General features: G+C 44.9%; 11 protein-coding genes. 5 read left to right on the top strand and 6 right to left on the bottom strand.

Going from position 1 to position 16,131, the window contains the following annotated elements; genetic code table 11:
* Window positions 1–267 precede the first annotated feature (267 nt).
* The 4 genes from GVY04_17115 to GVY04_17100 form a co-directional block, all read right to left on the bottom strand.
* Window positions 268–1,608, bottom strand: a complete 1,341-nt coding sequence (locus tag GVY04_17115; GenBank protein ID NBD17785.1) for a TRAP transporter large permease subunit — start codon at window positions 1,606–1,608, stop codon at window positions 268–270.
* Entirely contained in the window at window positions 1,601–2,143 is a 543-nt protein-coding gene (locus GVY04_17110; GenBank protein ID NBD17784.1) for a TRAP transporter small permease subunit, read from the bottom strand. Before GVY04_17110 ends, GVY04_17115 begins: the two co-directional genes overlap by 8 nt.
* Before the next feature lie 195 nt (window positions 2,144–2,338).
* On the bottom strand, window positions 2,339–8,119 hold the full coding sequence (locus GVY04_17105; GenBank protein NBD17783.1) for a DUF748 domain-containing protein: 5,781 nt from the start codon (window positions 8,117–8,119) through the stop codon (window positions 2,339–2,341).
* Between the two features lie 395 nt (window positions 8,120–8,514).
* Window positions 8,515–9,807 carry a glutamate dehydrogenase gene (locus GVY04_17100; protein ID NBD17782.1) on the bottom strand — a complete coding sequence of 431 codons (1,293 nt, stop codon included), beginning with the start codon at window positions 9,805–9,807 and terminating at the stop codon, window positions 8,515–8,517.
* Between the two features lie 392 nt (window positions 9,808–10,199).
* On the opposite strand from GVY04_17100, the gene GVY04_17095 reads away from it, so the two are divergent.
* The 5 genes from GVY04_17095 to GVY04_17075 all read left to right on the top strand — a co-directional run bounded on the left by GVY04_17095 (window position 10,200) and on the right by GVY04_17075 (window position 14,068).
* On the top strand, window positions 10,200–10,439 hold the full coding sequence (locus GVY04_17095) for a hypothetical protein (protein NBD17781.1): 240 nt from the start codon (window positions 10,200–10,202) through the stop codon (window positions 10,437–10,439).
* Window positions 10,439–10,789: a type II toxin-antitoxin system PemK/MazF family toxin gene (locus GVY04_17090; protein ID NBD17780.1), complete on the top strand. Its 351-nt coding sequence runs from the start codon at window positions 10,439–10,441 to the stop codon at window positions 10,787–10,789. Before GVY04_17095 ends, GVY04_17090 begins: the two co-directional genes overlap by 1 nt.
* A gap of 145 nt (window positions 10,790–10,934) precedes the next feature.
* Window positions 10,935–11,969, top strand: coding sequence for a hypothetical protein (locus GVY04_17085; protein NBD17779.1), 1,035 nt, complete (start codon window positions 10,935–10,937; stop codon window positions 11,967–11,969).
* Window positions 11,970–12,015: 46 nt separating this feature from the next.
* A complete protein-coding gene (locus tag GVY04_17080; GenBank protein NBD17778.1) occupies window positions 12,016–12,510 on the top strand; it encodes a low molecular weight phosphotyrosine protein phosphatase in 495 nt (164 codons plus the stop codon).
* Between the two features lie 337 nt (window positions 12,511–12,847).
* Window positions 12,848–14,068 carry an acetate/propionate family kinase gene (locus tag GVY04_17075; protein NBD17777.1) on the top strand — a complete coding sequence of 407 codons (1,221 nt, stop codon included), beginning with the start codon at window positions 12,848–12,850 and terminating at the stop codon, window positions 14,066–14,068.
* A 153-nt stretch (window positions 14,069–14,221) separates the two neighbouring features.
* Here the strand turns inward: GVY04_17075 and GVY04_17070 are convergent, their stop codons facing one another.
* Complete coding sequence (locus tag GVY04_17070; protein NBD17776.1) at window positions 14,222–14,896, bottom strand: HAD-IA family hydrolase; 675 nt, start codon at window positions 14,894–14,896, stop codon at window positions 14,222–14,224.
* A gap of 2 nt (window positions 14,897–14,898) precedes the next feature.
* Window positions 14,899–15,852 carry a tRNA epoxyqueuosine(34) reductase QueG gene (gene queG / locus GVY04_17065; GenBank protein ID NBD17775.1) on the bottom strand — a complete coding sequence of 318 codons (954 nt, stop codon included), beginning with the start codon at window positions 15,850–15,852 and terminating at the stop codon, window positions 14,899–14,901.
* Window positions 15,853–16,131: the final 279 nt, after the last annotated feature.

Genomic DNA, 16,131 nt, shown 5'->3' with positions numbered 1-16,131 from the left:
ATATTCGGACATTTATGAGTATAACATAGATTGTGCCTCTCCGCTTTGCTACGAGTCACGGGCTATCCTTCCCGACGTTCGTTGCTACGCAACAGAACGCGGGGCTGTCGCCCATAGCTCAGTAAGCTACTACTTGCTTGAGGACAGAAAAGGAGCCAACGACTTCCCGTGTTTCGTCTCGGCTCCCTTCCTGTTTTCCCTTCGCTCCCCACACGCTGCAAATCGTATAATAGACATTGTTAATTAGTCAATGTCATTCATTATTCTTTACGTTATGTCCTGACTGACTTCGAGCAGAAAGTTGACTAATTGAGGAAAGGCAATAATTAAAATTAACACTAAAATTTGAATAATAATAAAGGGAATAACGCCCCGGTAAATATCTTGGGTTTTTACTTCTGGGGGCGCAACGCCGCGTAGGTAAAACAGGGCAAAGCCAAAGGGAGGGGTGAGAAAAGAGGTTTGGAGATTGGCGCCGAAAACGACGCCGAACCAGACTAAATCGATGCCTAACGCTTCGGCAACCGGGAGAAAGATCGGAATGACAATAAAGGCGATTTCAAAGAAGTCAATAAAAAAGCCCAGGATAAAGACAGTGAGTAAGCTAGTGACGAGAAAGCCGATTTCTTCGCCCGGAAGGTTAGAAAGAATATTAAACATGACGCGATCGCCGTCTAATCCCCGAAAGACTAGGCTAAATGCAGTTGATCCTAATAAAATAAACATCACCATGCTGGTAATGCGTAAAGTGGCTTCACACACTTGCTTTAAAGCGGCCCAGTTGAGTTGACGGTTGGCTGCAGCCAGCGCGATCGCGCCCAAACAGCCCACTGCACCGGCTTCTGTTGGGGTAGCAATGCCAAAAAAGATACTGCCTAAAACCAAAATAATTAACAGCAAGGGTGGAATCATCACAGCTAGTACTTGCTTTCTCAGGGCTTTCCCCCCAATATTTCGCACCTCTTTTGGTAAGGCTGGGGCAAATTCCGGCTTAATCACAGCAATCAGAATAATGTGTAGCGCAAAGGCAGTTGCCATTAACAATCCCGGAATCAAAGACCCAATAAACAAGTCACCGACAGAAACGCCCAGTTGATCCCCTAAGACCACCAATACTACACTCGGCGGAACAATTTGCCCTAACGTGCCTGAGGCGGCAATGACACCGGTTGCCAAACTTTTATTATAGCCGTAGCGTAACATGACAGGTAACGAAATCAGTCCCATCGCCACGACGGTTGCTGCAACCACTCCTGTGGAAGCGGCTAATAAGGTTCCGACAATAACGACTGCTAGAGCTAACCCGCCACGCATCCGCCCAAACAAAATGCCCATCGTCTCAAGCAACTTTTCTGCCATTCCCGACTTTTCTAACATTGACCCGAGAAAGATAAAGTAAGGAATTGCCAACAGGGTATAGTTGGACATAATGCCAAAGATTCGTTGGGGCATCGCTGAGAGGAAAATCGGATCAAAAACCCCAAGGGCAAATCCAATCAGGGCAAAGAGAATAGCAACCCCTCCCAGGGCAAACGCAACAGGATAGCCAAGCAGGAGAAAGGCAAATGCCCCCGCGAACATTGTCAGTCCTAACCAATCACTATTCATTATTTTCTTGTGGTTGTTTCAGGTTCATGATGATGGCGAGATTACTAATCGTATCAGCAAAACCTTGTAAAAGTAGTAAACCAAAGCTAACAATAATCATTGATTTGATGGGATAACGCGGTAAGCCACCTGGATCGGGAGACATTTCTAAGATTTGCCATGAGTTAACAATGGTTCCCCAAGAAAAATAAATTACCATCAAGCAGAAGGGAATTAAAAATAAAAGGGTTCCGATTAAATTTGCAGCCGCGCGTCCTTTGCGGCCAAAATTTTTATAAATAATATCTACTCGGACATGGCCATTTTTCTGTAGGGTATAAGCAGCGCCTAAGAGAAAAACCAAATCAAATAAGTACCATTGAATTTCAATCAGGGCATTGGAAGTCAGCGGTTGACCGATCCATTTTCCCACATAACGTCCGAGCACATTCCATCCGCCCACGGCTACCATCACTACTACTAGCCAGTAAGCGAGTTTCCCAACCCAACGGTTCAGGGTTTGAATTATTTCTGCAACTTGAAGTAATTTCTGCACGGTTAATGGCCATCACGCTGCTGAGATACGATTAAATTATCGAGTCTCCATTATTCCTTGTCAATCATGATTCGTACGAATGCAGTTGCATCAATCCCAACCTTAGAGGACTTTTTAATTTAAAGTGTCCAGAAACCAAACCAGCAAATCCTAAGGTTTAAAGGTCCCTCGCTTTTACTTGGGGAAGGATGTCAACTAGAACAATCGTTCGTAGCGAACCTTGAACTCACTAAACACATAGTCGTAACCTACGCTAACAAATGAATCTTCTTGTAGCTGATAAATTCCCTCTAATTCTGGATAAATGAGTGCTTGATCAACGCCAATAATCGGTTTTGCGAATTTTGTTGCTTGCTCATTAACCGAGAAAATAATGTCTCTTGTTAACGGTTCAATCAAAAATTCTGCGACACCAAACTGTAAAAGTTCTTCACCACTGCTTTGTTCCAGTTGTTCAGCCAGATCAAAAAATTGCTGTGCTAAGAGTTCGATGATTTGACCTCGATCGCGAGGAGGACTACTGCTCAGGCTAATGGCTGGGGACTCCAGTAATTCTTCATTAGAACCACTTTCACTCGCGATCGCAGCGTTACTCAGGCATTCTTCTTCTCGTTCTAAATTTTGTTCAGACAGTCCGCTTTCTGAAATGGCGAGAAACTCTTCCACACCGGCTTCACAGGCTTCAGACTCAGAAACGACTCCTAGAAAAGCTAGCAGTTGTTGAGCCTGACCTTGCATCACCAAGTCAACCGACACTGTATCAGACTGACCAACCCGGATGGCATCGTCCCGGATTTCGTTAGGAGAAATCTGTTGACCAATTCGACTCGGATCAGAAACCGTTGTTCCCATCTCAATGTCTAATTCCGGATTGAGAATTGAACGAGAAGCATCAAACATGACTCGGTTTTCATTGAGACGGGAGAGGAAGAAGTCGGTGTTAAAAAGGGTAATCTCTCCCCGTTCGAGAACGATTGCTCCTGAGGAGCGTAAACTAGGAATATCTAAAGGGGATCCGTTTAAGACCAAGTCTCCTGAAAGAGAAAATTTATATACAGGAGGACTGACGAGACGAAAGCCATCATTGAGGACAACACGGAAGTCATCCAGTTCAACGGTCACTGGGGGATCGCCTTGGAGTTCAGCAAAATCACCAAACCAACGATTATAGACTGGCGATCGCGCTTCTTGGTTGCGCTGGGGAATCGAGACTTGCCCCTCATAGAGACGAACTTTTCCACCGATAATTGGATTGAGCGCCATGCCTTGGACCGTAATGTTAGCATCAGTGCGACCTCGATAAAGATTGGCGATATTTACCCGGCCTTGATCAATGATCACAGTTAACGGAGACGCATTGGCATTTTGTTCACTTAAGGGCGTAAAGAAAGGAAACGTTCCCGCGATCGCGATCTCTGTTTCATCAACCATGCCTTGTAATTCCTCAATTTGAATGCGATCCTCACTCAGTTCTACCGCACCATTAATGGTCACTTCTTCTGCAACGGCAGTGGTCAAAATAACTGCATCCTCAAAAGTGACTTCACCGTTGACATCGAGATTATCGATCGCAGCCGTCGGATCATCGATGTAACTGGTTTCCGCAGCGATCGCAATGTTTCCTTCTCCTTCGATCCATTCCGCTTGACCTAAACTCAAGGCTCCCAATAATTCAAAGCCGCTTTCCCCAATATTGATATCCGCAGCAAGGCGATTTTCAAAACCGGTCTGCGGTGGCAGGGCAATCTCCCCATTCACTTGCACGTCAATATCTTCGGGATTTGTCGTTTGCAATTCGAGACTGGAATTAGCGTAACTGAATTCTCCGGCAAAGTTGTCTTCAATGGCACGACCTTGGAACGACGCATTTTCAAAGGAGAAGTCCCCTTGCAATTCTGGATTTTGCAGACTGCCAGAGATAGCGACATCGACACCAATATCACCGGTCGCATCAACCGGAGTGGAAGCAAATTCCAGGAGCGTCGCTAGCGGTAAGCTTTCAACGCTGGCATTGCCAGATAACTGCGCGGCATCCAATTGACCGGACGCGGAAACCGTACCTCGACCCAAGATGACACTGGCTTCTTCTAGAGTGCCGACTCCATTTTCGTAAGTTCCAGTAATCGTCAATTCATCAACGGAAACCACCCCTGCATCTTCGATGAATAAACCGAGAGAGGGAGTGTAATCGGGAAAACTGGAGTGAGGGCGAATATCCCAACTGCGACCGGCAACTGCCACATCGAACTGGGGATTGTTAAGCGTTCCGTTAACGTTGGCTTCTAGTTCTAAACCGCCGCGAATATCAATTTGGTCAAGGGCTGCTGATTGACGCCGTTGAGCGGCTCTGGCTTGGATTTTGCGGACTGTTTCTTGATAGAGGGCTAATTTAGATTCTAAACTGGCTTCGGGGCTGCCTAGAGCAAGGGTTCCCAAATCAGAAGCACTCCCGGGATTGAGGGGTTGGGTCAACCGCGAGAGGTCTTGCACACTCGATATGTTAGCAGCAGCAAGGATGTCTTGAATATTACCGTCTTCTAAATTGAGGTTGCCACCAATTACTCCAGAGGCAATGTTATAGTTTCCCTCAAAATTAAAGCGGTTTTCTCCCACTTGTAAACGCCCTTCCGAGAGACGGGCTTCCTGGTCTAAATAGGAAAACGCGATCGCGAGCAGTTGCGCTCCGATTTGTCCTACACCAGGCTCTGCAATTTCAAGATTCCCCTGAGTGGCTAACGTTTCTAGATCAAAATCCGCTTCGGCATTAACTCTGCCAACTACGGGTCCGGGAACGCCAAACTCTTCGGCGGGGGCAATCCTAAAGACGGAGAGGGGGAAGTTTTCTACTGTTGTGGCAATGCGATTTTGTTCCCCGGTTGCGAAAACGAGAATGGAATCCTCCTCCCCTTCATTTTGTTGCAATTCCAGAGTATTCAAACTGTAGGGAGCAACACAAGCTGGATCAACGCAAGGATCGAGGGCAGCCAGAATCACATCATTTTCTCCTTGCAAGGCAAGCTCAATTTCTTCTCCCGTTGCAAAATTAAGGTTTCCCGTCATCACGGGATCAAACACTAAATCATTAAACTGAAAGTTGGTTAATCGTAGATCGCCCTCTAAAACAATGCTATTCGGTGCCGTTGGCGCTTGTAACAGCTGTTGAGCGATCACGCGACCGTTAAATTCACTTTCTCCAGCAATGTCTAACGATTGGGGTAAATACTGCCGGTCAACAGGCACTAAATTGAGAATGTCTTCAGTCGGTAGAACATTAAAATCCAAGCTAGCATTGACTGCCAATTGGGCTTCGGCAATATCCGGTGCGGTGAAGAGATTGGCTAGGATCGCCTCGCCCCTAGCAGCAACGGTTTGTTCGCCCCAGTCTAAGTTAGCGCGGTTAATATTGACGGTCGCGCGATCGCCTTGCAATAAGGGATTGGCAGCACCTGAGAAAGCTAAATCGGCATTGAATTCGGGAAACTCCAGTGTCGTTGCTTCTGGACTAAAATTCGCTAAAACGGGACGACCGAATTGGGTGGTATTCACATCAGACACTAAAAGATTGGCATCCCAAAATCCATCTTGCAATTGTCCTTCCAGTGCCACTGCCCCCTGAGCCACACTTAAGTCTAATGCGGTTTGGGCCCTTAATCCAGCTAGATCTTTTTCATTTGCTACCCTTTGTAACCCAGCAATGGTTCCCGAGATGCTAGCGGTTCCCCCTTCAAACGTGGCTTCTACGGGTAAATCAGGGACGATTTTCGTGAGGGCTATAGGAGAGCTGGCAACCACATTGGCGTTAACTTGACCGCCACGAGCTAAATTGCCATTAACATCAATCAGGGATTGATCAATTTCTAAAACCGTATCTAATCCCCCTTCTAATCGCTCTAAAGTGGCAATGAAATCTTCTTTTCCTGCTAATAAAGGGGCAATATTACCACCGAGGTTAGCTTGTAATTGTCTGACGCCTAAAGGCAAGTTCAACTGAGGAACAAAGGGAGAGACAAAAGGTTGTAAATCAAGTCGTTGCGCTCTCGCCGCTCCTTGAATCATTCCTTTCTGTAAACGGCTCTCTACATCAAGGGCGCGTCCACCGAGGGCAACAGTAACATCCGCTTGTCCTTCCACGTTTTCCGGGGTTAAAGGGTCCAACCCACCGGCAAGACGGATGTCAATATTGAGGGCTTCTACGGATTCTTCTAATTCTCCTTGGGCGATTAATTCCGAGATAATGGGATCTAGGGCAACTGCATCACTTTTAATACTGGCTTCCCATTGTTCCGTCTCTAAATCTCCAAAGCCAAAGATATTAATCTCTCCTAACCGGGTTTCCAAAGCGGTATTTTGGAGGGAGAAACGAGTGCCATTAAACCTAGCTTGGCCTTGACCCGCAATTTCCCCAATGGACTCAACGAAGGTTTCAAGCAGTTGCCAATTCGCACGAATGTTAGGGGTTTCTGCCGTGCCCTCCAGTTGCACTTTGCTGTTGAAAGAACCGAGGCGAACCTCTGGGGGAAGGGTCGCATAAGCAGCAGCAATCCCAGAAAGGGGCAAATCAATTCCGGCTTGCAAATCAACCGGCATGGTTGTAATATCAACGCCCTTCCCACTTTGAATCGTTTCTTTTAGATTAGTTTCAATGCGTCCTTTAGCGAGAATCTCTCCCCCCGTTGCCGGGCTAATTTCGGCGCGATCGAGCACAATTTGATTCAGATCGGCACTGACTTCCACTACTGTTTCGGCGAGTTCAATTTTGTCAATTTGCGTAGGTTCGGTTGCGTTGAGCACTGCACGTAATTGCGGCTGATCAATTGCACCAAGGACATTTAAGTCAATGGCAAATTCACCAGATGTGGGAATCGGAAGTTCTCCATCGGGAACTAACGCCAATACAGTATCGAGCGTAAAAGGAGAGACGGCAACGTTTAGATCATAGCCAGTCTCTAAATTGGCACCGCCGAACAGATTGATGAGAATATTACCGAAATTAATCTCGCCTTGGGCAACAGAAAGGGCTTGTTCTTTTAGGCGTAAACTGAGATTAGCCAACAAGGGAGCGGGATTGTCTTCATTAAGGGTTACTTGCCCTGTTACGTCGCTAATATCAACAGTGCCATTGACTTGACTGGCTTGATACGCTTCTAGGCTGGGAACATTGACATCAAGATCCACATTAAGCTGACCTTGATCTAAGCGGACTGGTAAGTTATCCACTAAGGCAGTCAATTTGACCAGTGATAAATTCGCGATCGCGACTTGGGCGTCGGTGGCAAACTGGTCGAAGCGGGTCTCTCCTTGAACCTGAATTGGGGCATCGGCAAATGCGGCATCAATGTCGTAGCGGATTTGTTGCTCTCCTTCCCGTGGATAGTCTAAGCCTCCCTCAACATCAGCCCGGATTTCCACTGGGGCAGCTAAGGCTTGAGGAAGCAAAACCACTTCCGCCTGTTCAATGTTAGCGGTTGCCTCCAAATCAAAGGGTAAATTGGGGAGTTGCCATGGTTCTTCCCGAGGGGGTAACTCCAAATCCAACCAAACTCCCTCCTCATTTTGATCAAGGTAGATGTTCGGGTCAACAATGGTAACAGCGAGGGGTAGCTTCCATTGTGTCAATAGCGAACCCAAGTCATATTCAATCCTAATTTCCTGTATGGAAATGCGACCGGCATCTGTTTCGGTTGCTGGCATTTGGGAAGCCCCAATGCGAATTTCAGACAGCGACAACTCCTCAAACTCCCCAACACTAACGGGTCGCTGGACAATGGTTTCCAGTTGAGATTCAATCAAAACGGGCAGTTGTCGTCGGGCAACGACATAAGCCGCGATCGTGCCACCCACCACGACAAATCCTAGGGCTCCTATTCCAATCAGGGTGGAAGGTCGTCTCAGCCACCGCCAAAATCGAGCCGGGAAAGACTGGCGCGGTTCCGGGGGTGTAGGTTCCTGATTATTGGGTGAAGGAGAAGAATTCATGTTTGCTATGTTGGTATGAATTAAACACAACTATAAGGAATTGATTGAGATTCTGCATTAGGTATTTCGGGCATTCCTCTTCCTGCATTAAGAGAGGTAATCTTTAAAGAATTTGAATTTCCTAAACTTTAAGCAATTCCAATGAAATGTTCAAGCATTGCTGCTGATTGATAAATTATTTTTTCCTCTCGCTGCTATAGCCTCTATTATTCTTATAGCCTCAATAAACTGGCAGTTGCAATCAACCTCAAGGTAATTTTGTTTCCTTATATTTTTACTTATTTTGTGTGATTTTGATTAAAACAAAACTTTGATATAAAGCTTCTATTTCAGTTTCATTGATAACTGGCCAGTTGGATTAATTGAAATCTCAATTCGACGTGCTTCGATCAGCACTATTCAGAACTGCGAAAATAATCTCGGGTTCCCTTGGCATCCATGGCTTCCCCAAGACGGTTGAGGGCATGAATATAAGAAGCGGTTCGCATGGAAACGCCAAATTCTTGGGCAATTGACCAAGTTTTTTCCGTTTCGACGGTGATGCGTTCTTTCAAATTTTGATTCACTTCTTCATTGGTCCAATAGAGTCCGCTGCGGTTTTGGACCCACTCAAAATAACTCACCGTGACGCCACCGGCATTGACTAAAATATCAGGAAAAACCTGAATGCCTTTCTTGTCTAAAATGGTATCGGCTTCTGAGGTAATGGGACCATTGGCTACTTCAAAAATATATTTGGCTTTGATTTTTTCAGCATTCTCAACGGTAATTTGCTTTTCTAGGGCAGCCGGAATTAAAACATCTACATCTAGTGTCAGTAAATCAGCGTTACTAATCACTTCATGTTCGACGATATTACAAACACTACTTTCACAATAAACCGCTTGTAAGCTACGACTCGACATTTTATAACGGCGGATACTGGGAATATCTAAGCCTTGGGCAGCGTAAATTCCGCCTTGGGAGTCACTCACTGCGACAACGCGATAGCCAACTTGGGAAAGGAGTTGGGCTAACATAGCGCCCACATTGCCAAACCCTTGTACCGCAACGGTAGTCTTTTTCGGAGACTGATCAAATTTGGCTAAAAGGGTATTGATGACTTGGAAAGCACCGACAGACGTGGCTGTTTCTCGTCCTTGGCTGCCCCCCATACTAATTGGTTTTCCGGTGACTACACCCGGCGTAATCTGTCGTCGAATGATGCTGTATTGATCCATCATCCAGCCCATAATGGTGGCGTTGGTGTACATATCTGGCGCGAGAATGTCCACATCAGGACCAATAAAATCAGCAATAGCATCAATATAGCTGCGAGAGATCCGTTCTAATTCATGTTTGGAAAGGGATTTGGGATTTAAGCTCATGCCGCCTTTTGCCCCCCCATAGGGTAAATTCATCAGGGCACATTTGAAAGTCATCCAGAAAGCAAGGGATTCCACTTCATCGAGAGAAACGTTGGGATGATAACGAATGCCCCCTTTTGCTGGTCCTCGGGTATCATCGTAGCGGACGCGATACCCGCGAAAGATTTGCAACGACCCATCATCTAGACGCAGGGGAATGGAGACGGAAACACTGGCTTTAGGATATTGTAAGCGCGCGATCGCGTCTTCTGAAATTTTCACATACTTCAAGGCGTTGTCTAAACGGGTACTTGCATCTGCTAGCAGCGAGGAGTTAACCATTCCCAATAATCCTGTTTTGAATTGCCTATTTACATTATCATTGATTTATTTTGACTTGGAACGACGATTGGCTTTAAAGTTTATGCTTCCTTAGCGGAGAAGTTTCGATATTATTAATTAATGTGATGTAAATAAAAAAATACAACTTTGTTAAGCAATACGATGAATTGAGTCCTCTGGAAAGGGATGCAAGAAATACTTTTAATTAAGGGACAATTTGCATGAAAAAGTTAGGAAGCGCGATCGCGCTGTTTTAAATATCTCTCTGGGATACGCACACTTTGAACAGTGAAAAATCACGAGGGCGCGATTAGAGGCTTTGTCCATGCTTCGCTTTCCGCAGTGGTTGTAACAAGGTTACAATGCAAAGCATCAGGAGCAACAAGAATTAAATCATGTCTCAGACCAGAGAAAACATTCAACAGGAAATTCAACAGTTAGATGATGAGCAGCTAGAAGAAATTAGCAGATTTATTGAATTCCTCAAATGGAAAAGTCAACGCGCCACAAAAAATAATCAGCTTGAGTCTTTTGCTAGCCTTTATCAAGAATTTGCTCAAGAAGATCGCGAACTTGCCGAAGCAGGGATGACAGACTACACCAAGCAATTACAAGAAGAAGATCAAGCCTAATTATCATGGAACGAGGGGAGGTATGGTTAGCTAATCTTAATCCAACTCAGGGATCGGAACAAAGGGGAACTCGTCCTGTGATTATTTTTCAAGACAATACCTTATCCCAAATTACAACCACAGTCATTACAATCCCAATAACAAGCAATTTGCGCCGTGCAGCGCTTCCTACCTGTCTTCAAATTTCTGGCGGTGAAGGAGGATTAAATCGAGATTCTGTTGCTTTGTGTCATCAAATTCGTGTCCTTGATCAAACTCGGTTATTCAAGAGATTAGGAAAACTTGAACCAAGTACAATCACAGCATTAGAAACGACTTTACTATTTACCCTTGGCTATTCCACTTCTTAGTTAATTCTTGGGTTTCTAAGCAAATACTTGCATCTGCTAGCAGCGAGGAGTTAACCATTCCCAATAATCCTTAACCAGTGCTCTCATTCAAATTATCATTGATAATGTTCCTGACATTCATCAAGAGATAAAAAACTTCTCAATTATGGCTGAAACTCCCGAAACGACCGCTGAAATTGTCGCTGCTTTGGAAACCCCTACCGATTTAGAGTTCCAACTTCCCGATCCTGAAGATGAGGAGATTGAGGAGACGGAGTTTGAACAGCGTTTGGATGAGGCGTGGCTGGTGTGTGAACGCTTCGACTTGCAAACGGATATTTGGCGCGGGAGAATTTTAAGAGCAGTGCGCGATCGCGAAAAGATTGGGGGAGAAGGACGGGGGAACGGCTTTCTCAATTGGCTAAAGCAACGGGAAATTAGTAAAAGTCAAGCCTATTCCCTCATTCAGCTAGCTAATAGTGCCGATACCCTACTCGAAGACGGACAACTACAAGCCAGTTCGATCAATAATTTTAGTAAGCGCGCCTTCGTCGAAACCGCTAAATCTGACCCGGAAGTGCAAAAACTCGTTTCTGAAGCAGCGGATAATGGGGATCGCATTACGCGCCGGGAAGTAAAAGAATTGTCCGATCAATGGACAGCAATGAGTTCGGAGTTGGTTCCCCCCATTGTCAAGAAAAAAGCCGAAAGTGGCTCGCTTTCTCCCAGTCATCTCGCGCCATTAGTCAAAGAGATGGAAAAACTTCCGGAATCTCATCTCAAGTCGATCCAGCAGGAAGTAGAAGAAAATCCCGATGTGGATACGGTCAAACACTTAACGTCTTCGGCGAAAAATCTCTCGAAGTATCTCGATGCAGCCGCCCAAGTGCAAGCGATTCATAATGCTAATTTAGATATGGAAATGGCGTTAGAAGAAGCGCTGCGTCTGGACTGTTTGAATACCGCTGCCGATTTAGTCAAACAAGCCACTAATTTAGAACAAGTGGTGGCGAAACTCTATACCACTTGGAAGCGGGTGGGAAGCTTAGCGGATCGCTTGTATGTAGAAACCGGTGCCAGTAACCCGCATTTGCGATCATTACTCAGTGCCCTAGAAACACTCAGTAACGATACGATTGAGGTGCCTTTAGATGACAGCAGCGATCGCGTAGTTCGTCTGAAAATTGTCAATGAAGATTAATGAATCATGGTAAACTATAGCGCGATCATTTAAGAAAGTTTCGATTATGCCTTACCAACTCCTCTTTGTCTGTTTGGGGAATATTTGTCGGTCTCCTTCGGCAGAAAATATCATGCGCTATCTAATCGAAACCGAAGGGCTAACTCATGAAATTATTTGCGACTCGGCGGGAACAGGAGACTATCATATTGGTAAACTCCCGGATCCTCGTATGAGAAGTGCTGCCCAAAAGAGGGGAATTCAATTAGACGGAAGGGCACGTCAATTTCATCCCAGTGACTTTGACAAATATGATTTAATCTTAGCCATGGATCGAGAGAATTATTGGTCATTAATTGCCCTTGATCCTCATAAAAAATATCGAGACAAAATCCAAATGATGTGCGATTACGTTCGCAATTATCAAGATCGGGAAGTTCCCGACCCTTATTATGGCGAAAGCGATGGCTTTAATTATGTTATTGATCTGCTATTAGATGCCTGTGGGGGACTATTAGAAGATATAAAAAAATTCGGCAATATTAAAGACTTGACAAGCTAATCAGTCTAGAAAAAGCTCGTGTTTTCAGCGTTAACAAATCATTTATTTCACCCTTGCTAAAGCGTTTCCCCTTGCCCCCTTAAGAGAGGTTTAATTTTATCGCGACCCAACGATCCCTGTATTAACGTGAAGGCGAGTCGTTTGTAGGAGAAATAATGAAAGTTGCCCTCTTCGGAAAACAACTGCATGAGTGTGACCTTTTTGACACTGCGAACGAAATTGATCAACACGACTTCACTTTCTTAACACCTCACTGACAGGAGAAAACCGCGCTTTTAGCCAAAATGCCAATGCGGTTTGTGTATTTGTTATTAGTCATTGGTGGAAAAATAAAACCATGAAAATTTTAGTTTTAAATGCGGGTTCAAGCAGTCAAAAAAGTTCACTGTACTACATTCCAGAGGATAGCCGTTCTCGGGATGTAATTACTTTGTTATGGACGGGCAGTATTGATTTTAGTCAGCAACAGGGAAGCGCCCAACTGAAAGTTGAAAGTAATGGCATTGTGTTTGAAGACAATCAGCAAACCGAGGAGCGCTTGGTGGCAATGGAAGGCTTATTTAATACGCTTTGTGAAGGGGATACAGCGGTTTTAGCCTCTTGGGAAGAAATTGATTTTGTCGGTCATCGGGTCGTGCATGGCGGTAGCCAGTACCAACAGCCGACGTGGATAACAGAAGAAGTGAAAAGCGCGATCGCGCAATTAAGTTCCCTTGCCCCTAATCATAATCCGGCGAACTTGCAAGGGATTGAGAGGATGGAAAAATTGCTTCCGAAAGTTGGACAAGTGGCAGTTTTTGACACTGCTTTCCATAGTCAAATCCCAACCGCATCCGCAATCTATCCTCTCCCTTATCAGTGGTATGAAGAAGGCATCCAGCGCTATGGCTTCCACGGAATTAGTCATGAATATTGTGCCCAAAAAACGGCTCAACTTTTGGATCAACCCTTAGACAAGTTAAAATTAGTGACCTGTCACCTCGGTAATGGCGCATCTCTGGCGGCAGTGCAAAATGGACACAGCATTGATACTACAATGGGTTTTACTCCCCTCGAAGGCTTAATGATGGGAACTCGCTGCGGTTCCATTGATCCGGGTATTATTATCCATCTCTTGCGAGAAAAAGGATTTAGTGCCGATGAACTAGATACCACGCTGAACAAAGAATCGGGCTTAAAAGGACTTTCCGGCATTTCTGGGGATATGCGCACTGTCACCGAAGCAATGGCAGAAAACCATCGCGCCCAACTCGCTTTTGAAACCTATATTCATCACCTCTGCCGGCAAATTGGGGCAATGGTTGCCAGTTTACAAGGCTTAGATGTGCTGGTGTTTACCGCTGGTGTTGGAGAAAACTCAGCCATTGTCCGTCAAGAAACCTGTCAACGCCTCGGGTATCTCGGGGTGGAAATTGATCCAGAGAAAAATCAAAATCGTCCCCAAAATGAAGACATTGCCACCGTCAACTCAGCCGTGCGAGTATTGGTCTTGCAGACCAATGAAGACAGCGCGATCGCGCAAACGGTTTGGCAACTGGCGCAAGGGAAAAACATTTAAATGCTAACTGGATCCGGATCAATTCCTAAGTCTCATAACTTTTGAAGAAACCGATCAGCCCGCTTTTGTTCCTGCTGTTGCTGTTCAGCAGGAGTCATCTGGGTTCTACCTTGTCAAGCCAACACCCTTGTTTCTGATTTGTTCAGAATCCCGTTAATCTCGAAAATGAACTGATTTTAAATGGGATTGATAAGCGTAAGCGGTCATGACATAGGGCAGTTCACTGGGATGATGAATTAACGCATCCGGTTCCCCTTTTGTTAAAGCAGCGACAGAATTGAATCCCCAACTCACCGCAATCATTCTAACTCCGCTTTTTCGCGCTGCTTCAATATCACGGGTTTCATCACCCACATAAGTTACTACTTCCGGAGAAACTTTTTTTTGACGCAATAACCGTTGAATTACTTTATCTTTACCCAATAAGTGAAAACTGCTCTCAATGAAATTAAAGTAATGTAAGAGCCCATGTTGCCTTAAAAATTGACTGGCATTGTCTTCAGAATTGGAAGTAATAATACCAAGCTGAAATTGATATGCTTTTAATTCTTCCAAAGCGGTTTCCATACCAGCAATGGGTTGAATGGTTGGAATTTCTTGCTTGAGTTCCCGTTTAACCCGTTGAATTAAGAAAGGAATTTTCCACCAAGATACCCGCGATTCTTGAATAATTTCCCGGGCTGTTAGATCTTGATAACGAGCAATCTCGATTTCATTTAAAGGAGAAAAACCAAATTCGGGTGCTAAACGATTGGTAATTGCAATGACAGTTTCTTTAGTATCCGCGATCGTGCCATCAAAATCAAAAATAATAATTTGAGTATTCATGCTTAAAAAGATGAAGAAGGGTTTCGATTCCCGTCTTTCTCCAGATTAGCACGAGCATTCCGACGCCACATGTCCGCTTTAATCCGACGTAGGGCTGATCCCCGCGTTTTGCGATCCCAACTTTCGGCTGGCAATTGGGCTAATTCAACTAAATTGGGTGCTAAATTCTCTGATCGCGGTTGGAAGTCTGCACAGTCTGTTTCTTTAGCAAATCTTTGGTTCCAAGGACAAACCTCTTGGCAAATATCACAGCCGGCTACCCAGCCGTTGAGATCAATCTTTTCCGGTAACGTTTCATCACGATTTTCAATGGTGTGGTAAGCAATACAACGATTCGCATCCACAACAAACGGCTGAGGAAACGCATTGGTGGGACAAGCCTCTAAACAACGAGTACAACTGCCACAATGCTCAGTGTGAGGAGAATCTGGGGTTAAAGGTAAAGTCGTTAACACTTCCCCTAAAAAGACCCAGCTACCATACTCACGAGTAATCACGTTACTATTTTTCGCAATCCAGCCTAATCCCGCTTGCTGTGCCCAAAATTTGTCCTGTACCGGTCCTGTATCCGAATAATAGCGCGATCGCTGCTCGGGTGCTTGTTCTTGTAGCCAACTGGCGAGGGCTTTTAGCTTTTTCTGCATTACTTTATGATAATCTCGCCCCCAAGCATAACGGGATATTTTCCCCTGTTCTGGGTTTTCCGGTTGATGGTAAGGGGTATAGTAATTGAGCGCAACAGCAATGACTGACTGGACTCCGGGCAAGCACTTTTGCAAATCAAACCGTTTCGGATTATCCATCCATTTCATATCAGCGTGATAGCCAGCTGCTAACCAGTTTTTGAGGCGTGTTTGTGCTTGGATTTGTTCTTCATTATTGGCAGCAGCAATTCCCACTTTATGAAAGCCAAGAGAAGTTGCTTTTTCTTTAATTTGTTCACGGGTTAAAGACATTAGTGATTCGTCATCCGTCATTTGTTATTGGTCATTTATTTTTTCTGGAAAAAAGGATTGGAAAAGCTACTATTTTTACATTTTTTCTCAATCAAAATATTGACGAAATTCCTCATTTAAAAAATTAACGTATTCAAGGAGTGTAGTATCCTTGATGTTACGGTAGGATAGATTCGGATTCAATGACCCCCACCTACTTCGTGAGGTGGGGGATTGGGGAGAGATCACCTCCCCGTAGCTGCGAATAGAGCCATGAGCGGTTAGCGAGTAAACACTTCC

The sequence above is a fragment of the Cyanobacteria bacterium GSL.Bin1 genome, assembly GCA_009909085.1.
Lineage (GTDB): Bacteria > Cyanobacteriota > Cyanobacteriia > Cyanobacteriales > Rubidibacteraceae > Halothece.
Note: the sequence above shows the minus strand (reverse complement) of the source record. Positions and strands in the feature narration are given on the sequence as shown.